This window comes from Mesorhizobium sp. CO1-1-11, from assembly GCF_020164995.1.
Classification (GTDB): domain Bacteria; phylum Pseudomonadota; class Alphaproteobacteria; order Rhizobiales; family Rhizobiaceae; genus Mesorhizobium; species Mesorhizobium australicum.
The window spans coordinates 197,121-219,287 of sequence record NZ_JAIUHE010000008.1 but is presented as its reverse complement, the minus strand read 5'-3'; the positions used below and the strand labels follow the sequence as shown (position 1 = coordinate 219,287).

Annotated in this window: 20 protein-coding genes; 9 read left to right on the top strand and 11 right to left on the bottom strand. The window is 60.9% G+C overall.

Annotated elements, in window-relative coordinates; translation table 11 throughout:
- Positions 1–27: 27 nt before the first annotated feature.
- Both LB554_RS11760 and LB554_RS11755 read right to left on the bottom strand, forming a co-directional pair.
- Entirely contained in the window at positions 28–624 is a 597-nt protein-coding gene (locus LB554_RS11760) for a glutathione S-transferase family protein (protein WP_140717899.1), read from the bottom strand.
- Between the two features lie 434 nt (positions 625–1,058).
- The gene (locus tag LB554_RS11755) at positions 1,059–1,448 is read right to left on the bottom strand and encodes a hypothetical protein (protein WP_224584658.1); all 390 of its coding nucleotides are present in this window, start codon (positions 1,446–1,448) and stop codon (positions 1,059–1,061) included.
- A 634-nt stretch (positions 1,449–2,082) separates the two neighbouring features.
- On the opposite strand from LB554_RS11755, the gene LB554_RS11750 reads away from it, so the two are divergent.
- Positions 2,083–2,394: a transcriptional regulator gene (locus LB554_RS11750; RefSeq protein WP_140726323.1), complete on the top strand. Its 312-nt coding sequence runs from the start codon at positions 2,083–2,085 to the stop codon at positions 2,392–2,394.
- Positions 2,395–2,635: 241 nt separating this feature from the next.
- Here LB554_RS11750 and LB554_RS11745 read toward each other — a convergent pair whose 3' ends face one another.
- From LB554_RS11745 to LB554_RS11730, 4 genes are all read right to left on the bottom strand, one after another.
- Positions 2,636–3,088: a hypothetical protein gene (locus LB554_RS11745; protein ID WP_015318477.1), complete on the bottom strand. Its 453-nt coding sequence runs from the start codon at positions 3,086–3,088 to the stop codon at positions 2,636–2,638.
- A 160-nt stretch (positions 3,089–3,248) separates the two neighbouring features.
- Positions 3,249–4,115 (bottom strand): 23S rRNA (adenine(2030)-N(6))-methyltransferase RlmJ, encoded by an 867-nt coding sequence (locus LB554_RS11740; protein WP_224584656.1) that lies wholly within the window; start codon positions 4,113–4,115, stop codon positions 3,249–3,251.
- Positions 4,112–4,720 carry a hypothetical protein gene (locus LB554_RS11735; protein WP_224584654.1) on the bottom strand — a complete coding sequence of 203 codons (609 nt, stop codon included), beginning with the start codon at positions 4,718–4,720 and terminating at the stop codon, positions 4,112–4,114. Before LB554_RS11735 ends, LB554_RS11740 begins: the two co-directional genes overlap by 4 nt.
- A gap of 19 nt (positions 4,721–4,739) precedes the next feature.
- Positions 4,740–5,417: a TetR/AcrR family transcriptional regulator gene (locus LB554_RS11730; protein WP_140717913.1), complete on the bottom strand. Its 678-nt coding sequence runs from the start codon at positions 5,415–5,417 to the stop codon at positions 4,740–4,742.
- Between the two features lie 86 nt (positions 5,418–5,503).
- Here LB554_RS11730 and LB554_RS11725 point away from each other — a divergent pair, with 86 nt between their 5' ends.
- From LB554_RS11725 to galE, 3 genes are all read left to right on the top strand, one after another.
- Positions 5,504–5,974, top strand: a complete 471-nt coding sequence (locus tag LB554_RS11725) for a carboxymuconolactone decarboxylase family protein (RefSeq protein ID WP_224584651.1) — start codon at positions 5,504–5,506, stop codon at positions 5,972–5,974.
- A gap of 1,239 nt (positions 5,975–7,213) precedes the next feature.
- Positions 7,214–8,260, top strand: coding sequence for a UDP-glucuronic acid decarboxylase family protein (locus LB554_RS11720; protein ID WP_140717917.1), 1,047 nt, complete (start codon positions 7,214–7,216; stop codon positions 8,258–8,260).
- On the top strand, positions 8,257–9,288 hold the full coding sequence (gene galE, locus LB554_RS11715; protein ID WP_224584650.1) for a UDP-glucose 4-epimerase GalE: 1,032 nt from the start codon (positions 8,257–8,259) through the stop codon (positions 9,286–9,288). Before LB554_RS11720 ends, galE begins: the two co-directional genes overlap by 4 nt.
- A gap of 871 nt (positions 9,289–10,159) precedes the next feature.
- Here galE and LB554_RS11710 read toward each other — a convergent pair.
- On the bottom strand, positions 10,160–10,786 hold the full coding sequence (locus LB554_RS11710; RefSeq protein WP_224584648.1) for a DUF995 domain-containing protein: 627 nt from the start codon (positions 10,784–10,786) through the stop codon (positions 10,160–10,162).
- A 192-nt stretch (positions 10,787–10,978) separates the two neighbouring features.
- On the opposite strand from LB554_RS11710, the gene LB554_RS11705 reads away from it, so the two are divergent.
- From LB554_RS11705 to LB554_RS11695, 3 genes are all read left to right on the top strand, one after another.
- Entirely contained in the window at positions 10,979–12,604 is a 1,626-nt protein-coding gene (locus LB554_RS11705) for an ArnT family glycosyltransferase (RefSeq protein WP_140617208.1), read from the top strand.
- A 181-nt stretch (positions 12,605–12,785) separates the two neighbouring features.
- Entirely contained in the window at positions 12,786–13,712 is a 927-nt protein-coding gene (locus LB554_RS11700; RefSeq protein ID WP_041163480.1) for a lysylphosphatidylglycerol synthase domain-containing protein, read from the top strand.
- A 41-nt stretch (positions 13,713–13,753) separates the two neighbouring features.
- Positions 13,754–14,758, top strand: a complete 1,005-nt coding sequence (locus tag LB554_RS11695) for a glycosyltransferase family 2 protein (protein ID WP_210241254.1) — start codon at positions 13,754–13,756, stop codon at positions 14,756–14,758.
- A 319-nt stretch (positions 14,759–15,077) separates the two neighbouring features.
- On the opposite strand, the gene LB554_RS11690 is transcribed toward LB554_RS11695, so the two are convergent.
- Positions 15,078–15,500, bottom strand: a complete 423-nt coding sequence (locus LB554_RS11690) for a hypothetical protein (RefSeq protein ID WP_015318489.1) — start codon at positions 15,498–15,500, stop codon at positions 15,078–15,080.
- Between the two features lie 326 nt (positions 15,501–15,826).
- The gene (locus LB554_RS11685) at positions 15,827–17,707 is read right to left on the bottom strand and encodes a glycosyltransferase family 2 protein (RefSeq protein WP_224584646.1); all 1,881 of its coding nucleotides are present in this window, start codon (positions 17,705–17,707) and stop codon (positions 15,827–15,829) included.
- A gap of 614 nt (positions 17,708–18,321) precedes the next feature.
- On the opposite strand from LB554_RS11685, the gene LB554_RS11680 reads away from it, so the two are divergent.
- Both LB554_RS11680 and LB554_RS11675 read left to right on the top strand, forming a co-directional pair.
- Positions 18,322–19,245 carry a glycoside hydrolase family 26 protein gene (locus LB554_RS11680; RefSeq protein WP_015318491.1) on the top strand — a complete coding sequence of 308 codons (924 nt, stop codon included), beginning with the start codon at positions 18,322–18,324 and terminating at the stop codon, positions 19,243–19,245.
- Positions 19,246–19,376: 131 nt separating this feature from the next.
- The gene (locus tag LB554_RS11675; protein WP_224584645.1) at positions 19,377–19,895 is read left to right on the top strand and encodes a DUF995 domain-containing protein; all 519 of its coding nucleotides are present in this window, start codon (positions 19,377–19,379) and stop codon (positions 19,893–19,895) included.
- A 143-nt stretch (positions 19,896–20,038) separates the two neighbouring features.
- Here LB554_RS11675 and LB554_RS11670 read toward each other — a convergent pair whose 3' ends face one another.
- Together LB554_RS11670 and LB554_RS11665 are read right to left on the bottom strand one after the other, a co-directional pair.
- Positions 20,039–20,488: a DNA polymerase III subunit chi gene (locus LB554_RS11670; RefSeq protein WP_141907129.1), complete on the bottom strand. Its 450-nt coding sequence runs from the start codon at positions 20,486–20,488 to the stop codon at positions 20,039–20,041.
- A 9-nt stretch (positions 20,489–20,497) separates the two neighbouring features.
- A complete protein-coding gene (locus tag LB554_RS11665) occupies positions 20,498–22,033 on the bottom strand; it encodes a leucyl aminopeptidase (RefSeq protein WP_224584643.1) in 1,536 nt (511 codons plus the stop codon).
- Positions 22,034–22,167 lie beyond the last annotated feature (134 nt).

Here is a 22,167-nt window from a genome sequence, read left to right as displayed (position 1 = left end):
GCGCCCGGCTTTTTTTGTGCCGGTCGCTCAGGCCGGAACCGCGGACTTCAGCTCTGGGAATTTTTCGTCGAAACGCGCCGCCCAGCGGGTCAACCGGCCGCGCCCCTTCTCCCACCGACCGCCAAAGCGGAGCGAGAGATAGCCGAGGCAGGCACGCAATGCCAACTGACCGGCCGTGATCTTCTTCGGCAGCTTTGGCGGATTGGCGTTGAGCAGATCGAGTGCCGCCGTGATCTTCGCCCACTGCCGGTCGAGCCAGGGCTGATAGACCATCTCTTCAGGCCGGGTGCGGTGTTCGTAGACCATCGACAGCGCGCAATCGCAGATACCGTCGGCCAGCGCCTCCAGCACTTCCGCTTCCAGACGCTTGTCGGGATTGCGTGGAAACAAGGCGTTCTTCGAAATCCGGTTGAGGTGCTGGGTGATGGCGCGGCTGTCGTGAACCGAACGGCCATCGTCGAGCACCAGCACCGGGATCTTGCCGAGCGGATTGGCGCCGATCAGTTCGGCCGGCCTGTCTTCGGTCTTGACCGGCACCTCATCGAGGGCGATCCCGGCATAGGCCGCTGCCATCCTTACCTTGGAGCTGTAGGGAGAGGCGGACGCGTAGAGCAGCTTCGGCATGATCGGTTTCCTGTTTGCAAACATTCAGTGTTGACCGCAGGACTGTCGCCATCAATTGCCAGAGTGCAAAAAAACAGCGGCCAGAAACCGGCTGCGGTTTCCGCCCTGGCATCACGACAAGCCTGATGCCGGTACTCTGGAAAGTATCAGCAGGCCACGACAAAAAGTCGCCCGATTCGAACGTGCGCCTACACTTCTCTGGCACCCACGCTTCGCAGGCGCTAAGCGTCACGCCGATACATTCGCCAACCACCGCGAGGAGCAAAAAAGTTGGGCGAGCGAGGCAGCCAACCGGCGCCTCGCTTTGCTTGCCCCTCGGCCCCTTCCCGACGCTCAGCCCAGAGGGCTGAACCCGTTGCCGAACATGCTCCGATCCAGAGCGTCAGAGCGTCCTTGCCGGATCCCGAAGGACACGCGACGCCCCAACGATCCGTCTACTTCTTGGCCGGAGCCTTCGCCTTCGCAGGCGCTGCCTTTGCCTTCGGCGCTGGGGCTTTCTTCACCGCCGGCTTGGTCGCGGCGGCGGCTGCTTTGGCAGCTGGCTTGGCCGCCGGCTTCTTGGCCGGTGCCGCTTTTGCTGCCGGCCTCGCCGCGGCTTTCGCGGGAGCCGCCTTCTTGGCAGCGGGTTTGGCTGTGGGTTTGGCCGTCGCCTTGGCAGCAGGCTTCTTGGCCGGCGCCGCTTTCGCCGCCGGCTTCGCCGCCGCTTTCGCGGGCGCCGCCTTCTTCACTGCCGGCTTCGCGACAGCCTTGGCCGCCGCCGGTTTCTTGGCCGGCGCCTTCGCTGCCGGCTTTGCCGCCGCCTTGGCAGGCGCTGCTTTCTTCACTGCTGTTGCGGCCTTCGCCGCGACTGCTTTTGCGGGTGCTTTCTTTGCCGGTGCCTTGGATGCCGGCGCTTTAGATGACTGCTTAGCCATGTCATGCCCCTTCACGTTATGCCGATGGCCGTGAATGACCCCGGCGCGCAATGCATATCTGACTCGCGTCTCGCTAGCCAGCGAAGCAATGGTATGATTTTCTCAACTTAAATTTTAGTTGCGATCCACACACAATCACACTCATCATCGCAAAAATCCGCTGCTGATCTTCTGACGTCGCCAGCAAATCGATACCGGCGTTCCCGATGCGATCTCGCCATCAAGATCCGAAGATTAGCGAGCGGCTTCACGCGTGATCCTTGGCCGTGAACATCATGACCCGCCGCGTCATCGAAGCGATCATCTTTTGCAGGCGCGCGGTTCGCGCGGATCACGAGCGCGATGCGACGGTCGATCTGAAGATCACCTTGTCAAGCATGGCTTGAGCACCGGCTTTCCGATTGACAGAATACTCTGTAGAACAGAGCATTCTGTATGAGATGCGATTGCGCCGTCGGTTTCGGCCATACAGAAGCAAATGGCACCGCAAAATCGCCAAGCCATATGGCGACAACCCAAGGCTTTGCCGCATTGGAGCCTGTTGATGAGCGCCGATGACATTATCCACCAGAGTACACGGCTCAGGATCATGGCCGTCCTGAACACGCTGGAAAGGCGCGAGACCCTGGAGTTCGTCCAGTTGAAAGCCATGATCGAAGTCACCGACGGCAATCTCGGAGCACATCTCGATACGCTGGCCAGAGCTGGCTATGTCGATATTGAAAAGCTTTTCGTCGGACGCCGACCGCAGACACGGATCAGGGTCACGACGGCCGGGCGGCGGGCGTTTCGCGGTCACATTGCCTTTCTTCGCAAGATCATCGATCAGGCAGAGGCAACGCGTCGCAGAAAATAGCAAAGCGACGAGCCTTGGTTCACCGCCTCACGATACGGCGAGCCGCCCGTCGACAGTTCGACGGCGGCGGAATTGCCGCGTGTTTCGACAAGGAGCGCGTTGTCATCACGGCTGATAGCCGAGACAGATGGCGCCGAGCGCGACGACGGCGCAGGAGCCGACCCGCCGGGGCGTCAGCGTCTCGCCTGCGCCCCCTTCAGGCCGCAGGCGCGAAAAAGATCGGAAAGAGAACGAGGTGCGTTCAGCGCAGGACGCGGCAACGGCCGTTATAGACCATCCAGCGATCGAAGCCCGAGACGCAGAACTCGACATTGTCGCCGATGGAGGCAAAGCCCTGGCCTTCCTCGATCAGATAGAAGATCGACCGGTCCCGGCCATCCGACAGGCTGACGGTTGCCCGGCAATAGTGACGACCGATCGGCCATTCCTCGCTCGCCTGCTGATAACGGTGCTGGCGAATGTCGCGAAAATCGGTGATGGCGACGTCGGGCAGATGAGGCACGTGATGCACCTGGTAGGAGAACCGATGCGTGATCTTGCTCAGCACCCATGTCTCGCCACAGATGCTGCCATCGTCCTCAGTATAGACGCCGAGGTCGGCCGCCTGGACCGCCCGGGTGACACCGAGAGGCGCGGCAAGGGGCGTGCAGAGCGAAATCAGGGCAGCAAGTGCGGATTTGGCGAAGCGAGTCATGGCAGCCTCTCAAGGTCGATTGCGCGCACTGTGCGGATTCGCTCGGCGGCGGTCAAGCGGTTGCCGAAACAATGGTTTCCAGAAACCGGCGCCGCGGGTAACGGCTAAGTTCCCCAAGGACTGATCGTGCGGTCGTAAGGAACGCGGCGATCGAAAAAGGCTATCCCGGCGGCGGGACCTGCTCGCCGGCCAGCCATTCCAGCGACCAGTGGGCCGGCTTGCCCACGGCGAGCAATTTGTGCAGTGCCGGCAGCATGGTTCGCAGTTCGCCTTCCAGCGTGAAGGGCGGATTGACCACCACCATGCCGGTGCCATCGAGGCTGGGATCGGAAGAGGCTGGCCTGATCTCGAATTCTATGTCGAGGATTTTCGAGATGCCGGATTGCTTCAGCGCTTTCCTGAAGGCGATCACCGCCTTGCGGTCCTTGATCGGATACCACAGCGCGTAGATGCCACTGGGCCAGCGCCTGTGCGCCTTCACCAGCCCGTCGACGAGGCGGCCGAACTCACCCTCTTCCTCGAAGGGGGGATCGATGAGCACCAGGCCGCGCTTTTCCTTCGGCGGCAGGTGCGCTCCGAGCGCAAGCCAGCCGTCCAGTTCCATCACCTTTGTCTGAAAATCGCCGGCGAACTCGATCTTCAGCCTGGCGGCGTCTTTCGGGTGCAGTTCGATCGCCGACAACCGGTCCTGCTTGCGCAGGAGATTGCGCGCGAGCAGCGGCGAGCCCGGATATTTCTTTACGCCGCCCTCGGGATTGAGCGAGCGCACCGCCGCCAGATAAGGCGTCAGCAGCGCTGCCGCCTTCGCATCGAACGAGGCATCTATCAGCCTGCCGATGCCGCCCTGCCACTCGCCTGTCTTGTGCGCTTCGAGTGACGACAGATCGTAGCGGCCAATGCCGGCATGGGTGTCGATGACGCGAAACGCCTTGTCCTTCTGCTTCAGGTAGTCGAGCAGGCGCGTCAGCACGACATGCTTGACGACATCGGCAAAATTGCCGGCGTGGTAGGCGTGGCGATAGTTCATGTGGGACCCCTGCCCCAACGTGGCGGCGGCTGCGAATTCGGATTTTCCGGTCGCCCGCCAGCAGAACGCATGGACAGCAAGAAACCGATCAGGCCGACCGCCATCAGCGAGAAGCCTATCGGCCGCGCGCGGCCGTCGATTTCCCCGACACCGGAGCGCAAGACAAGGTCGACCGCTCGCATCGGTATGTCCTCGGCATCGCCCGGGCCGACCGTGAAGACGTAAGCGCCAGGGCTGACGGTGGCGATCAGGCCAGCCTCGTCGCGAAAGATCTTGTCGGGCAGTTGCGGGCTGGCCTGGCGCGGATTGTCCACATGGTTGAACTGCAGCGTCGAGGCAAGCACCGTGCGGCCATTGGTGGCCGCGGTCAGCGTCAACACAGTGCGCTGCTGCGAAACGATGCGTTCGGCCCTCGCGGTCAGGTCCACCAGCACCCGCACCGGCGCATCGCGATCCCTAAGCGATACGGTCAACGGCTTGAATCGGCCCTGCTCGTAGACCCGCCAGGTGCCGATTTCGCGGCCGGAAAAATTGGCCGTCGCCCAGGGATAGATGAGACCGATGCCGGTGCCGGCCAGCAGGATCAGGACGAAGAGAAAGCGCATTCAGGCGGTCACCTTGCAATCAAACCTTGCCGGACGGTCGGCTTATATCGGCGCCGTCGCGCAGGCGTTCCATTTCGTCCAGCAGCATGTCGAGGCCGAGTTCGAAGGTCTTGTCGAATTCGGCGGCGCCAAAAAAGCGCCCGGCCTCCACGACGTTTGGATAGTCCCTGGCCAGTTGCTCGTCGCTGACCGTGTTCACCGCGGACGGGCCTCTGGAATAGCCCGCGTTCTCGTCCAGCACCGCGCCCATGAGATAATAGCCCACGGCGCGGAAGAGCCGCGCACTGAGTTCCGCGTCGAAGCCGCCATCCTTGAACAAGCCGATAATGCCGTTCAACCAGGCAAGGCAAGTCGGCGAATTCATCCGGTAGGTAACAATGAAAGTGGAATAGGCGGGATGCTCGCGGCCGATGCGGCGGAAATCGTCGACGGCAACACGCATTCTTTGCCGCCAGGGAAGGCTGGTGTCAGGCACTTCAAGGGCGCCGATCAGCCGGTCGATCAGCGCCTCGTGCAGATGCGCCACCGAGGGGAAGTGATGATAGATGCTCATGGCCTCGCAGCCGAGCGCGGCGGCGAGCTTGCGCATCGAAAAGCCGGAAAGGCCCTCCCTCTCGATCACCTCGAAAGCCGCGTCCTCGATCATTTCGCGCGACAGACGCCCGCGCGCTCTCTGTTTCGTGATTGATTGATCCATAGTGCCGCTTGACAACTTACAGTGTAAGGTTCATTTTCTCCGTCACCTTACATCGTAAGGCTAACAAAGACCAGAGGAGAAAAACCATGTCGTACCATCGCGTCGTCAAATCCGTGCAGTCTTCGTCCCAGCATGTGTTCTTGTCCGCCGCCGCGGCCTGTATCCTGTCGCTTGGCTCCGCGCCTGCCCATGCCGACGACTATGATGCAACCCTCAAGGACATACAGTCGACCATGGGCGGCGTACCAAGCTTTGTAAAACAGTTTCCCAAAACCGGTCTGCCCGGTGCCTGGGCCGAGGTCAAGGCCATCGAGCTCAGCGACAAGACGGCGCTGCCGCCCAAGGTCAAGTCGTTGATCTCCTTGGCCGTGGCGGCGCAGATTCCTTGCACCTACTGCATCTGGTCGGACACGCAGGACGCCAAGCGCGCCGGCGCCACGAACGAGGAGATCGAGGAAGCCGTGGCGATGGCGGCGCTGACGCGCCACTGGAGCACTATATTCAACGGCATGCAGGTCGATTTCGACACATTCAAGAAGGAAATGGGCGGGCAGTAAGCCCGCCGGCAAGAAGGAAATGGGGGCAGTAAGCCCGCCGGCAAGAAGGAAATGGGGGCAGTAAGCCCGCCGGCAAGAAGGAAATGGGCGGGCAGTAAGCCCGCCGGCAAGAAGGAAATGGCGGGCAATAAGCCCGCCGGCAAGAAGGAAGTGGGCGGGCAGTAACATAGCCAAGCTGGAGCACGGCGCCGCGTCAGGAGCGGTCTGCCACACGACAACAGGCGTCCCTGTTTTGTGGTTGCCTGAACGAGATGGCCCGCTGAGAAACGGACCATCTCGACCATTTTTGCGGCCCGCGCCAGTGCGGCGGTCAACCTGGATGCGTGGTCGCGCCATGGACAGCAGCTAGCCTATGCCCTCAAATGCCATTGCCGAGATGGTCGGCATTCCACTATGACTTCGATGCGTCTGCAGGCGAGAAGGGGATGTCGACTCATACCTTGGCGGATGAGGGACCTCGAATGCACAGAGGACACGGGCGGCCCGACAGAGAGAAATCGGCGTTAAAAATCATTCCTGCGGGCCGATTCTGCCTTCTGATTTTGACTCTTGGTCTGCTCTGCGCCGCTGCCAGTTGCGACGTGGATTCCGTCCGCAGAGAGATACTGGCAAAGTATTCACGGCCAAGCGTTTATGTCTGCAGTCCCAGCGGATTTGGGCAGCAATCTCATTGCAACCTGAAGATTTGACGCCTTCTGAATCGCTCTTCATTTCAGACAGTGCCCAGGGGCTACCCAGCCCGATGATCTCACAAGGACACTCCGCCCTGTTCCTCGACATCAGGCTTTTGATGGCACCCGAGAAGAGATCGCGGCAGCCTGTGAAATTTGCTTGGATCGAGCCAATATGCTGATTCAAAATGAAGAACCCCGGCCGTAGCCATCCGCGCCCGCGCCGGGAACGCGTCGGCCATGATTAACCAATGGCAAACACAATTGGTTAAGGAATCTCTAATTTAGTTGACTTGAATTTCCACAGGTATATTTTCAGGGCGTTGGGATGTGCAATTTGGGCGAGCAATCGGCGATGATGGCATGGGGCGCGTGATCGCGATCTTGGGGCGCATGGACTGCTGAACGGCAGATACAAGCCGGGCGGCAGCGGCCTCGTAACTCAGCTAGTGACAAGCGCACATCAGTGATGGCGATCCGCGGATGCGGAGATTGCCGCGTTTAAGGACGTGGCCGGGCAGTGCTTTGCCCTGCCCGGCGGTAGCGTGTGCGGTGCGTGGAGGAAAGCATGAGTAAGGTCATCAAGGTTCTGAAACTTGGTTCCAGAAACGATCAAAGGGGCAACGGCAACGACCATAACCGAGGCCGTGCGCTGGTCGCTGGAGGCGCGGGCTTCCTGGGATCGCATTTGTGCGAACGACTTTTGCAGGACGGATACGACGTCGTCGCACTGGACAATTTCCATACCGGCAAAAGATACAATCTCAATACGCTGCTGCGCGATCCGAGATTCAGCTGCATGGAGCACGACATCGTCGATGCTTTGCCTTTGGACCTTCGGTTCGACGAGATCTACAATCTAGCCTGCCCTGCTTCTCCGCCACATTATCAGGCAGATCCGATCCATACCTTCAAGACCAGTGTGCTTGGCGCGCTGAACCTGTTGGAACTCGCGCGTCGGAACAATGCCAAGATATTCCAGGCCTCGACTTCCGAGGTCTACGGCGATCCGTTCGTGCACCCGCAGCCCGAAAGCTATTTCGGCAATGTGAACACGCACGGACCGCGCTCCTGCTATGATGAAGGCAAGCGTTCGGCCGAAACCCTTTTTTTCGACTATTCGAGGACGTATGGCCTTGATATTCGCGTAGCCCGTATCTTCAACACCTACGGTCGTCGCATGCAACCCGATGACGGGCGCGTCGTCTCGAACTTCATCGTCCAGGCGTTGCGTGGCGAAGACCTGACCGTCTATGGCAGCGGCCTGCAGACCCGCTCCTTCTGCTACGCCGACGACCTGATCGAGGGTTTCATGCGGCTGATGAATGCGCCGAGTGCGCCTGCCCATCCGGTCAACCTCGGCAATCCCGGCGAATTCACCATCATGGAACTCGCGACACTGGTTGTCAGCTATACCAACTCCAGATCGAAAATCGTGCATCGGCCATTGCCGATCGACGATCCCAGACAACGCAAGCCGGATATTTCCTTCGCCAGGAGCAATCTTGGCTGGGAGCCGAAGATCAGCCTGGCCCAAGGGCTCGCGCATACCGTCGACTATTTCGACGCCCTGCTCTACGGGAGCCGGATTACCAAAGGGGCCGCGGCTTCATGAGCCAGCCGGCAGTCCTGGTGACAGGGGGAGCCGGCTTTATCGGCAGCCATACGTGCAAGCTGCTTGCCGCGGCCGGTTATCTGCCGGTCGCATTCGACAACATGTCCCGCGGCAATCGGAAATCCGTCGCCTGGGGTCCGCTTGTCGTCGGCGACATCCGCGACCGGGATGCATTGCAGGCGGCGATCGAAGCCTATCGGCCCGCATCCATCATCCACTTCGCGGCGCTTGCTTATGTTGGAGAGTCCGTCGCTCAGCCGGCCGAATACTATTCCACCAATGTCACGGGCACCATCGCCGTACTCGACGCCGCACGCGCGCATTCGATCGAGAACATCATCTTTTCCAGCAGTTGCGCAACCTACGGCGTTCCGGAAGCGCTGCCTATTCGTGAGACCTCTTCGCAAAATCCGATCAGCCCGTATGGGCGCACCAAGCTGATAGGCGAACAGATCATCAGCGACTATGCCAGCGCATACGGAATGAAGTTCGCCATCCTGCGCTACTTCAATGCCTGCGGGGCCGATCCCGACGGGGAGCTCGGCGAGTGGCATTCGCCGGAAACGCATCTGGTTCCCAGGGTGCTGATGGCGGCGTCAGGCATCATCGACGAGATCGAGGTCTTCGGCACGGATTATGAGACATCGGACGGGACTTGCGTGCGCGACTATATCCACGTCAGCGATCTGGCCCGCGCCCATTTGAAAGCTCTTCAACATTTGGAGGGCGGGGGACAAAGCCTGGCGGTCAACCTCGGCACCGGGCGAGGCGTGTCCATCAAGGAGATTGTCCAGGCGGTCAGCCGGATGACTTCAAGACCGGTTCCGGCCGTCTTCAGGGCCCGGCGCCCGGGAGATCCGGCCGAACTCTATGCCGATCCGAGCAAGGCGCGCGCGCACCTTGGCTTTGTGCCGCAGCTTTCCGACATCGACACGATCGTCAGGACCGCCGCCCCATTCTTCGGGGTGCGGACGAAACCGACGATACTGCCACCAAGCGACGGCGCGGTAGCGGTCGCTGCTCGATAGATCAGAGATAGCGCGGGTGGCAGCTTGCGCGTTGGCCAAATCCGCTGGGGCTGCAGATGTAAGGCGAGCCTCCTAACAACGCACCTTCATCGACAGGACTGAAAGCGACTTTCACGGGTCCCGTTGTGCGGATCGCGATCGGCGGTGGCGGAGCAAAAGCGTAAGTTCTTTCAGTGGTGCGGATAGTCCTTGTCATCAGCACCTCAGGCTCGATCCTGAGCGAACGCACGATGTATCCAGCCTGGACCGGTCGGACTGAAGGCTTGCTCCGGAGCGGATGCGCGACCGGTGCAATGAGGACGGAACCGGTTCTGGTCGTATCCATCCCCTGACATCCTGCAACCAGAGAGGTCATCGCCACCACAACAATAGAGAGAGCTTTCTTGCTTAGGCGAGAAGCGCCCATTGCGGAATTGTTCCCCATGTGTCCCTTGCCTTTGAGTATAAGCTGGGGCGCGTTGCGACACCTGCGCCGCTTTACGCCGTTTCAGTGACCACTCGCACATCACACACAAATATTAGACATCACTAATTATTAAATTTTATGAAAACCATATGGTGTTGGATCCATCGTCTCGCCGTTCTGTCAGAGAGAAGTGATTGCGCCAATCGGCGGTCGCTGCGCCGACAATTCCAGCCGGACTGCTCAACGTTTTATAAGCGATTCGCAAGCTTCTTCACAGGCCTGGCAAAAGCGGCCTGCCTGAATCCGCCCCTCCGGACACGCCGTCACCGATGTGGTATCGGGAGGGGCCAACGGAGCCAGGAACGGCGCCTGCCGCGGCGAATAGGATTCGCCCGACCTGCTGTAAGCTTCTGATTTCGTGCATGTCGTTGTCCCGGAACCGAGGACACTTCCGAGCCATATGCATCAGTTCTTGGAGTCGATCAACTTGCGGGCCTCTTCGAACCGCGCGGCCTTGGTATCACCAGATTCGAATTTTCGGTATTCGTCGGAAGGACCTTCGGGAGTTCGTTTGAAACTGTACCATTCTCCGTCCGGATCCTTGCGTTGCTCGATCGTTCCATCCTTGATTCGGTGGCTGTAGCAGGTGCGGCGCTGTTTGCCCTTGTAGCTCTTGGACCGCCAAGCGACATCCATGCACATCTTGCCGTCTTTGGTCACCAGCCACCTGCCCTCTGCGACAGACGCTGAATCCTGCCCCGACGTCCAGGCCTCAAGGCGCCGATTGCCCTTCGCGAAATAGGCCGCTCCATTTTCCCATATCCATGTGCGATCGGCATACAGAAGCTGCAGCTCATAGGCAGTTGGAACAGTGGCGGCAATTGGAGCAATAGCGCTATCCGCTTTTGCAGGTGCGCTGTCCTTGGCGGCAGCCGCGTGGGACGTTCCCGGGAGGGCCACCTGGCCGCAGAGGGCCAGGACAAACAGGAGCAGCGTGAAACGTGCGGACCGACGACGTTCCCTGCGCCGCAGACGATCTACGCCATGCGGCGGCGACCTGGTCGGAGCTATCGGTACAATCAGCGTTGGCATGTCTGTACGGCCCGGGGCAGCGCTATCGGCGCGACAGCCTTTGCGAATTATTTAACAGCCGCGGGAGCTGCGATGTCAACTTTCGCGGCGCCCGCTGTCGCCAAAATTAAGGATTGCGTCGTATACTCCCTCGCCTTTGACAATCGCGCGCAAAAGCAACATCCGCAGACGTCAGAGAGGACGCGGTTCCAAATGGGCGACGATCCGGAATTGAATCAGGCCGAGGTTCAGCAATACCTGCAGCAGCCGATCGCTCGGGACCCGGCTGCTCGCAATTACCTGAACCTCGACACGGCGATCTTGCTGGGGATCCTGTTCATCGCGGTCGTGTTCAGGTTCCACAACATAACCTTGCCGCTGGTCGACGCTTTCAGCTGGCGCGAGACAAGCACGGCAATGATGGCCGACAATTTTCAACAGCGCAGCTGGAACATCTTCTTCCCGGAGGTGAGTTGGACCGGACCCGGCCCGAGTTATCAGGGCCGCGAGTTCCAGATCGTCAGCTATCTGACCGCCCTGCTCTACCAACTCTTCGGCTGGCACGACTGGTTTGGCCGCGTGGTTGCGGCCTTCTTCGGTCTGGTGACGGTGTTTTCGCTGCACAGGTTGACGGCGCTATGCTGGGGCCAAACGCATGCCCATGCGGCGGCGCTCGCCTACGCGCTGATGCCGGCGGCGATCATGATCGACAGCTCGTTCCTGCCCGATCCGTCGATGCTGGCACTGGTAACAACAGGCGTTTGGCTGTTCGCCAAATATTGGGCTGGCGGCAGCCGATGGCTTTTGCCGCTCGCCGCCGTCAGCTTCACGCTCGGTGCGCTGGCAAAGCCGCCGGGCGTGGCGGCGGGCGCCGTCATCTTCTACCTGATGGTGCGCTGGATTCTGCAGAAGAAACGACGGCAGGCGACTGAGGTCTTCCTGTGGGGATTTTTGAGCCTGGCCATCATCGGCGCCTATTTCAGCTGGGCCATCTATCTCGGCCGCAGCTATCCACCCTATCACGTCGCGGGCAGCGGCTACATCTGGAACTCCGGATTGTGGACGTTCGTCAATGATGGCTTCTACTTCAAATCCGTGTGGAACACCTCTGTCTGGTGGTTCTACGGCTATCCGTTCATGGCGCTGATCGCGGTCGGTTTCTGGATACCGCCCGGACCCGCCGAAGACCCGACGAAGCGCACCCTTTCGGCCATTCCCTATATTTGGCTGGGTGCGGCCATGATCGTCTACCTGGCGGCGGCGCGCGAAATCACCAGCAACCCCTGGAATTACCACATTTTCCATGTGCCGTTCGCGATGTTCTGCGGCCGCGGCGCGCTTCTTCTGGCAACGTTTGCATCGGGAACCGTTCTGTCGCCGGTCGTGCTGCGTTCGATCTGTATCGTTGTCGTGACCCTCGTGTGGTCGACCTTTCCTCTCGTGAGGACAATGAAGGCGCCGGTCGCGATGAACGGCAAGCTGCTCGGCGAGGAGTTGGCGCGGTTGGCGCAACCGGGCGACCTCGTCGTGGCCATCGCGCCGGAGGTCGGCGATCCCGTCGCCGTCTACTACAGCAGGGCACGCGGCTGGGTGTTCCCGCCTGGCGGAGGCGATGTCGAATGGTCGAAATTCGTCGCGGACGACGCCACCGCGATCGCTCAGCTCGAGGAGTTGCGCGGTCAAGGCGCGGATCTGTTCGGCACGGCCAAGAACGCTGCCGACAATCAGGACCAGTTGTTCATCGAGCATCATGGGGGGGTCGTCGACTATCTGGACAAGACCGCAACCAAGCTTGTGGATTCGGATGCTTTGCTGGTCTATAGGATCACCCGTCCATGAGAGCTGCGACAGCTGTGGGCCTTGACAGGATATGGCCCGACGGCTCAGCGGCCACGCATCCGCCCCGCGGAAGGCCGGCAAGGCGGTGGGCCAGGCGAACCGCCCCAGGATGACGCCTTGGACGTTCAGTCGCCACGATGCCGCCGCTGGAACTCGGCGGTGAAAACCGGCGGAGAATTGGTTGAAAAGAGCAATCTCGATAATGGTGACGCTGGCCCTGCTGGCTTGGCTGGCAAGCGACTCGCGCTGGCGGATGGTCGGCGATGCCTTCGACCGCATCACGCCAGCTACGTTCGCGGTGGCGACGATCGCCTTTTTCGTCACCTATGTCTTGCGTGCGCTACGCGTCTGCGACGAGTTCCGCGACGAGGTGAATGGCCGTTTCGGAGCCTGCCTGCGCGTCATTCTGATCCACAATGCGATGATCAACGTCGTACCCTTCCGGGGCGGCGAGACGGCCTTTCCCTTGCTCCTGCGCCAGGTCTTCGGCGTGCCGATCATGCGCGCCAGCGCCTCGCTGCTGTGGTTCAGGCTGCAGGACGCTTTCGTCGTCGGCGTGCTGGCGCTGGCGGTGTGGCCGGGCCTGCATGCGGCGATAAGGATCGCTGGGATCGCCGCCTTGATCGCTGCCGCCTGGTACCTGCCGCGCTGGGCGCGCGCGCCGCATGACTGGGCCGGGCGCGGCAGGATCGTGGCGAAGCTCGGCCTGCTGCGCGACACCTTCACCGAGGCGACCGGGCGCTCGCGTTACGGCTGGTGGTGGACGATCGCCAACTGGTCGCTGAAGCTCGCCGTGCAGGGATGGCTGCTGGCCCTGATACTGGGAACATCCTTCACGACGGCCTTTCCAGGCGTCGTCGGGGCCGAAGGCGCCGCAATATTGCCGGTGCAAGGCGTCGCCGGCTTCGGCACTTATGAAGCGGGAGCGGCGGCGGCACTGCTCACATCCGGAATTGCGATGAAGAGCGGTCTGCAGGCGGCACTGGCGCTGCACCTGTTCATCTTCTGCTCGGCTATCGCCACCGGCGCTATAGCCTGGCTGTTTCCCTCGAAATCGACGCTGCCAGGGACTCCGGCCGTCGGACCTGCAAGGAAGCCATCCCAATGAACATATTGCCCATCCCTGCTTCGGGGCTGCCTGATGGCGCGATGATGCCGGACCATACGCTGTCCATCGTCGTGCCCATGTACAACGAGGCCGAAAACGTCGAGCCGCTGCTGACGCGGATTCACCAGGCGATGGAGCGCTACGAGCAGCCGTGGGAGGTCGTGCTGGTCGATGACGGCAGCACCGACGCGACGGTGAGCGAGATCAGGCGCCTGGCTGCGCATTATGGCCCGCATGTGCATGCGGTCGAACTCGTGCGCAATTACAAGCAGACCGCCGCGATGCAGGCCGGCATCGACGCGGCGCGCGGCGATGTCATCGCCACGATCGACGGTGACCTGCAAAATGATCCCTTCGACATCCCGCGCATGGTCTACCGCCTGCTGAGCGAGGATCTCGACTTGGTGGTCGGCTGGCGCAAGGACCGCCAGGAGGGGCTTTTGATGCGCAGGCTCCCTTCGCGTATCGCCAATGCGCTGATTGCACGCGTCACCGGCGTGCGCCTCAAGGACTATGGCTGCAGCCTCAAGGTCTATCGCGGCAGCGTCATCCGCAGCGTCAAGCTCTATGGCGAGATGCACCGCTTCATCCCGGCATGGCTGGCTACCGTGACGACCCCCAGACGCATCGCGCAGGAGGTTGTGACGCATCATGCCCGCATCCACGGCCAGTCCAAATACGGCATTTCGCGCACCTTCAGGGTCGTGCTCGATCTGGTGTTCATGTATTTCTTCATGCGCTATCGCACACGGCCCGGACATTTCTTCGGTGGCATCGGCATCGCGCTTGGCGCGCTAGGTTCGCTGATACTTGCCTATCTGCTTTGCCTGAAGCTGTTTTTCGCGCAAGACATCGGAACACGGCCGATGCTGTTCACTGGCTTCTTTCTGCTGATCGCCGGAGTGCAGATGGTGACGTCGGGCGTGCTGGCGGAAATGCTGGCCCGCGTCTATCACGAGGCAAACGGATCATCGGCCTATGTCGCGCGGCCACGGCCGGCGCCCGGCGACGATGACGGCTGGCTCCGCCCGAGCCGGCCTTCATGAGGAGATCGGAACGCCAGGGATATTCATGGCCACGAGCCCGTGGCGGTCGAAGGGCAAGAGATAAGGCGCAACCCTGCGCCCACCTCTCGCCCTCGACTCGTGCCCCCAGCGAAGACCTCGGCGGCAGCCCTCGGTCAGGCACCGCCACTTACACATGTCGCGGCGAATAGGATTCGCCCGACCTGCTTTAAGCTTCTGATCTGCATGTCGTTGTCCCGGAACCGAGCACACTTCCGGGCGACATGCATTCTGATTTTATGCATGTCGTTGCCCCGGAACCGAGGACACTTCCGGGCGACGTGCATTTAGGTCCAATGCTCTAGTAACGCGAACGGCAGCTGGCGCGCTGGCCGAAACCGCTCGGGCCGCAAATCCAGGGCGAATGCCCCAGGAACTGACCGCCATTGCCCGGGCTGTAGGAAACCTTCACCGGTGCCGGCCTATCAATCCGTTGCGGCCGCACGAAGGCCGCGTAGGCCTCCTCCCTGGTACGCGTCACGACGCTCATCTGTGTAAGCGGTTTGCGGTAGAGAAGCTTTGTCTTGACGTGATGGACCTTCCCAGCGTGATGGGCCATTTTGCCGAACCCGTAGTCGATGGTTCGCCCGTTGATCGAGCCGGTCTTGGTTGTATCCATGGTCTGGCAGCCGGACACCATCGAGACGAGCACAAAAGCAGCAACAGCACAGGTATATTTTCTGCCGTTGTTGGCCAAATGTTCCATAACCCTGTTCATCTGCATCTCTCTACCCTTAAACATAATTCGGTTATGTGCGGGTGATATACTTTATAGTCGGCTTCTTTCCGCACTTTTTAAGTGATCATCGCCACTCAATCTGCATACGTATATTAGAACGAACTTATTAAAATTCGTGCAAACAGCATAATGAACACAGTCTTTCGGTGTTCGCTCGGATATGACGAAAATTCGATTGATTGCATCGGAGGCTGGCGGGGAGCCTGGCGTGGGGGTGCTTCGGCAAACGAAGCCTCCGCACCGGTGGCAACGACGGCGATCGGCGCTCAGGCTGGCAGAGTCGAAGGGCTGTTGCAGGTGTTAGGGGACGCTCAGCGCTGCGTTTCCCAACCTGGATCGAAGTAGAAATTGCGGGCGCCGATTTCGCCCATGCCGGCGCCCGAAACTGGGAAAGCCATCTTGACGAGATGAACGGCGCCGGCACCCTGCTGCAGTCCGTAAATGCCCTCCAGGCCGCGGCCGTAAAAACCCGCGAGCGGAGCCGTTAAAGCCACGCCGGCGAGCGAAGCCTGCAAGACAAATTTGCCGATACTTGGCCGCAGGGAAATCTTGTTCTCGGTGACGTGCTTGGCAATGATCACGATGGTCAGCAGGCTATATAAAGCTGCATTGAACGCGGCGAACCAGTAAAAACCCGTGGCGCTCTGCGGATTTTGTACAAGGAGCACGGGCAACGACGCACCGACGGCAAGCGCCACATAGGGGATGACGACACGAACCGGCAGGAGATCCTTCGGGCCGCGGCCCTTCGGCGTGACGCGAAAATCGACAAACGATTTGGTCAGATAGTCGCGGACGGCCGACAGCGTGCCCGCCAGCACCCACGGCCAGCGCGCGAAGAAATGAAACAGCATACCTTCCCAGCTGAGTGCCTTGGCCGTTACCGGTCGTGAGAGCGCGAACGCCTTCAACATCATCACCAAGACGATCGGCGTAACCGAACTCGGCGCATAGTGGAGAATGAAATCCAGATACGTCACATTGGCGAAGTTCCGGCCAGAAAACAGCGCGTAGATCGGCATGAGATACGTGGAGAGCGCGAGCAGTGCGAACAGCGGGTACCAAAGCTGGCAGAAAACGAACTGCAACCTCAATCGCAACCTCAGCTTGGAGAGATACATGGGCGAGTATTCGAGCAGGATGGTGGTCAGGCTCCTCGACCACTGGAATTCCTGAGTGACGAGGTCGGCGAAAGTCTGCGGGCCATCACCGTGCGCAATGGCGTCGATTGCATGCACGCCGCGCCAGCCCCCCGCGTTGATCAGCATGGAGGTCGAGTGGTCTTCGGCCAGTTCTGGGCCAAGCCCGCCCGCCTGCTTCAATGCGGCGGTGCGCACTGCATAGTGCGAGCCTATGCACAGTGGCGCTCCGACGCTCGTGTAGCCGGACTGCAGCAGGCCGTGCAGCATTCCCTCCACGAACAGTCGGCCGCGGGCCGACCAACTCTCGGCGGCATTGTTGTCGCAAATGCTCGGCGCCGAGACATAGCCGACAGCGGGGTCGGCGAAGGCCGCCAGCATCTCGCGCAGATAGGTCTGCGTCGGCACGTGATCGGCGTCCATCTGCGCGACGAAGTCGTAGCGTTCATAGCCGTAGTGATCATAGAAGAAGGCGAGATTGCCTTCCTTGCAACGGGTTCGGCGCGGCCAGGTCTTGCGATGATAGTCTTCCCGGCCTCGCCGCGTCGAAATCTGGATGTTTCGCGCCTCGCACCATGCGATCGTCTCCTCGGAAGGGTCCTCGTCGGCAAGCCAGGTGTCGTGAGGATAATCCTGCGCAAGCATCGCCTCGAGCGTGCGCGCAACCACGAAAAACGGTTCGGATGGCGCTTTCGTCACCACCATCGCCACACTCGAACTCGCAGCGACCGTGTAAAATTTGGACGGCCTTTTCGACACAAGCACGAATAACAGAAAATACATCGGCATCAGCGTCAGCCAGGCCAGCACCGTCGTCGCGAAGGCGTATGGCCCGATGTACTCGACATGCTCGGGCCTTAGCCACCAGATCCAGAAAAAACCGAGCGTGACGAACCAGAATGCCAGCGCCAGCCTCAGGATCCATTGCTGAGTGGCAGACAGGACGGGAACCAGAAAAGGGCCCTTCTGCGCCGCCTTGGCCAGAGCCGCCCGAGACCCGCGTTTCGGCCTCGTCTTACCGCTGATGGTCGCTACGTCCGCGGAAACACTCATACACGTACCGCCGCCACTCTAAGCGTCAGCCGAAGACGGCCGACAACCTTCAACCCCGGCGCCAGAATCCATCGCAAATTTATTAGAGTCAACTAAATTAAGAGCTTCTTAACTATGCTTCTTGGGAACTGGTTAACCTAGCGCCTTTGAAGCGCCGGGCCGATCCGGCGGTCGCGTGCGCCCGACCAACGCTGGACAGGCAAGCCGGACGTTTTGCGTTGAGGAATTCACCGAGAGGGGGATGGTCCCCATGTCTGGATGAGGACAAGCAGCGTTAACCACGTTGCGAGCGCCAAGGTTAAGCAACCGTTAATTGTGCTTGACTCTTGGCCCCGACCGGCTCTTAAATTAGCTAGGGATGATATATCGGGATGTTGACGCGAATTTGTGAGTATCGCGGCGAACTTTCTCTCTGAAGCTCTTCAGTATCGGAGCCTTGAGGGATAATTTTGGGTGGGTCCGTGCAAAGTTCGCACACTCGCCAATGGTCGCTCCGAAATCCCGCAGATTACGCCAATAGAGCCGATGGGTGTTGGATGGGCGTGTCGATCAGGCATCGACGCGCCGGGCGAAGCCTTGGCTTTCGTAGGAAGTCGGGCCTTGGGAGGCAAACAATGAAACGCTCCGCAGCAAATGCGCTTGTAGTCACGCTGGTTTTGGGCGGAAGCGCCGCGTTCCCCACGGCGGGAGGCGCCGGCTCCGTCCCCGTGACGGACCCCGTTCAGACGAGCAGCGCCGCGTCGGCATTCGGGTCGTACGATCCGTATGGCGATTTCACCAATGACAAGACCGCCAGCATCGAGGAACTGTTCCTGCCTTGGGAAGACGTCGATTTATCGACGCTGCCTCTGGCCGATGCTTATGCCCAGCAGCGCGGGCGCTCGCTGTTGATCACGATCGAGCCGTGGACCTGGTCGAAGGACTGGCGCATCACCCCGCCCGAGCTGCGAGACGGCATATTGGGCGGCAGATATGATGCCAATATGCAGGCGATCTGCGGCTTGGTGGGACAGATGAAAAGCCCGGTGACCATTCGCTGGGCGCAAGAAATGGAAGACAAGAACGGTCGCTTCACCTGGGCCAACTGGGCACCGAAGGACTGGATTTCCGCCTACAAGCGCGAAGTCGATATCTGCCGCAAGGCCGCCCCCACGGCCAAATATATGTGGTCGCCCAAAGGCGATGAAGGCTTGGAAAAATACTACCCTGGTGACGACTATGTCGACGTGATCGGCCTGTCGGTGTTCGGCCTGCAGAAAAAGGACAACGACGAGGCCGGTCACGACCGTACGTTCGCCGAGTTGCTGAAGCCAGGCTATGATCGCGTTGCGGGGTTCAACAAGCCGATCGTGGTGGCGGAACTCGGCTATGTCGGCAAGCAGGACTATGTTTCGAAGTGGCAGGACGATTCTCGCAAGTCCTATGCGGAGTTCCCGGCGCTGACTTCAGTTGTCTACTTCAACCAGAAGGAAGTGTGGCCGTGGCTGGGGGGCTATGGTCTGCCCGACTGGAGGGTGACCCAGCACGTCCTGCCGTAGACGCGTCGTCCCGATGCGTCCCGACACGATCGGGATGGATCTCCATCTTTCTGTTTGTTTGCCATCCATGCCGAACCAGCGTTTCGGCATGATGGTGAGGCGTGGCGTGAATCAGTCCGTGGAGTAGTTCCGTGAAACGAGTGCTGGGTAATTGTCTTGGAGCGGCATTCGCCTGCTCCGTTCTTGTTCTTGCCTTACAGGTCCCCGCGACAGCCAAGACAGCGGCCAAAATCGCCGAGCAGGCGCAAAAGGGCGCCGTGGTGCCCGACGAAGGCGTCTACCGGATCTATCAGAACCGTTCGTGGATGTGGGGCAATCACGGGGCCGCGTTCTTTGCCGTCAGGCAGCGGCAATTTAACGCCTGGTCGACGGAAAAGGGCCAGCCGGGCTATGGCGACGGGATATGGTTCATCCCCGGCGGCGGCAAGTTGTGCTACCGCGCGCAATGGCACGGCTCCTGGGGCGTGAAGGGCTCAATGACCTGCTTCGAGCATCGCCAGACCGGCAAGGCGATCTACAAGCGCAAGTCGCCTGATGGCGAGTGGTACGTTTTCAGGAGTTCGCATCGGAACCGGTCGGACGAGTCCGCGAAATTGAAATACGGCGACTACGTCACCAGGAAACAGACACGGATCAAGGCAAGGCTTTAGAACCGTCCTCCGCGAAAGCCGCCGGGCTGGAGTTGTTCATCGTTCCAGGCGAACGTCGAACTGCTCTTCGTTCTAGCGCAATTCGCCAGGCAAGGCGCTGCGCGCTTTTCCCGGGATAGGTCCACACTTTCCGTGGAATTGCTCTACGCCTTGCGCTCCCAGCGGCGGTCCGCGGCTTGCTGCCAGTAGGTCACGGCGTGGCCGGCGTCCTTCATCGTCTTCCAATGCGCCCGGGCCATCTCGACCTGGGCCGCGTCATGGCCGTCGAACAGGAACACCGCACGCTCATAGCCGCCGAGGTCGGGCGGAGCCGCGCCGTCTACGAGGAACCTGATCTTGGCTTGGTTGGGATTGCCCTCGCCGGTGGTCAACAGGATTGGCTGTTCACCGGGATAAGCTTCGCGATCGGTCGCGTGCGCCAGGAAAGAATCGTCGCGGAAAGTCCACAGATGCTGGTCGAGCGCGTCGCGCCGCTCCTCGGTGCCGGTCTGCACCACGGCGCGCCAGCCGCGATCGACGCTGCGCTCGAGCAGGCCCGGCAGCGCATCCTCCAGCGTCGATTCGGTCAGATGGTAGAACAGCACATCGGCCATGGACGAACGTCAGCTCTCGTAGTGATCACGCACCAGCCGGTCCAGCAGCCGAACGCCGAAACCCGAACCCCAGGACTGGTTGATCTCGTTCAACGGCGAGCCCATCGCGGTCCCGGCAATATCGAGATGCGCCCAGGGCGTGTCCTTGACGAAGCGCTGCAGGAACTGCGCGGCAATGATCGCGCCGCCGTAGCGGCCGCCGATGTTCTTCATGTCGGCGTTCTTGGAATCGATCAGCTTGTCGTATTCGGCGCCGAGCGGCATGCGCCACAGCCGTTCCTGCGTTGACTGTCCGGCCGCGGTCAGCCTTTGCGCCAGTTCGTCGTCGTTGGAGAACAGGCCGGCATAATGCAGGCCGAGCGCAACCATGATGGCGCCGGTCAGCGTTGCCAGGTTGACCATGAATTTCGGCTGGAAGCGGTCGTTGCAGTACCACAGCGCGTCGGCCAGAACGAGGCGCCCCTCCGCGTCGGTGTTGAGCACCTCGATGGTCTGTCCGGACATGGAGGTGACGATGTCGCCGGGGCGCTGGGCATGACCGTCGACCGCGTTTTCGACAAGCCCGATGATGCCGACGACATTGGCCTTGGCTTTGCGCGCGGCAAGCGCATGCATCAACCCGGTCACGGCGGCGGCCCCGCCCATGTCGCCCTTCATGTCCTCCATGCCCGAGGCCGGCTTGATCGAATTGCCGCCGGTGTCGAATGTGACACCCTTGCCGACGAAGGCGACGGGCCTGTCCTTCGGCTTGCCGCCGTTCCACTGCATGACCGCCATGCGGGCGCCCCGGGGCGAGCCTTGCGCGACGCCGAGCAGCGAGCCCATGCCGAGCTTCTTCATCTCCTTCTCGGTCAGGATCTCGACGTTGACGCCGAGTGCCTCGAGTTCCTTGGCGCGGGCGGCGAACTCGACAGGTCCCAGCACGTTTGCCGGTTCGTTGACGAGATCGCGTGCCAGAAGCACACCGTCGATCACCGCCTCGGCATCGGCGAAAGCTTTCTTGGCGCCTGCGGGGTCGGCGGTATGGATGGTCACCTTGACCGGCTTTTTCGGATCGGGCTTACCGTTCCCTTGGCCGCCCCCTTGGCCGTCGTCCTTATCCTTCCTGGTCTTGTACTTGTCGAAGGAATAGCTGCGCAAAAGAATGCCCGCCGCGAGGTTCGCGGCGTCCTTGCCATCGGGCGAAGCGCCGGCCAGGTCGAGCACCACGGCCACGTCGGTTGCCTTGCGCAGCGATGCCGCAATGGTGCCGCCGAGCTTCAGCCAGGCATATTCGTCGAGCCCCGCGACCTTGCCGGCGCCGATCGCGACCAACCTGTCGAGCGACGTCGTTTCCGGCGCCAGGATTTCGACGATGCCGGCGAGCTTGCCGGTAAACTCGGCGATCGGGAAAGCCCGATCCAGCGTCTTGCCCGGATCGTAAGCCCTGGCCGCATCGCTCAGGCCGCCATTATCCGCCGACAGCACGAAGACCGTGCCCTTCCTGCTCGCCGCCGCCTGGGGCGCGGCGAATTTCGCAAAGGCGATCGACGGTCTCGGGTTCATCATGTCCTGCTTTCGGGGATTGGGCGACTTTGCGCGAAGCGGTTTGAAGTGATCCGCGACATTTGGTCGTTTTCCGGCATTTGGCAAGACTTTGCCAAAATGGCTACCCATATGAGACGTGGAATCGAAGGCGA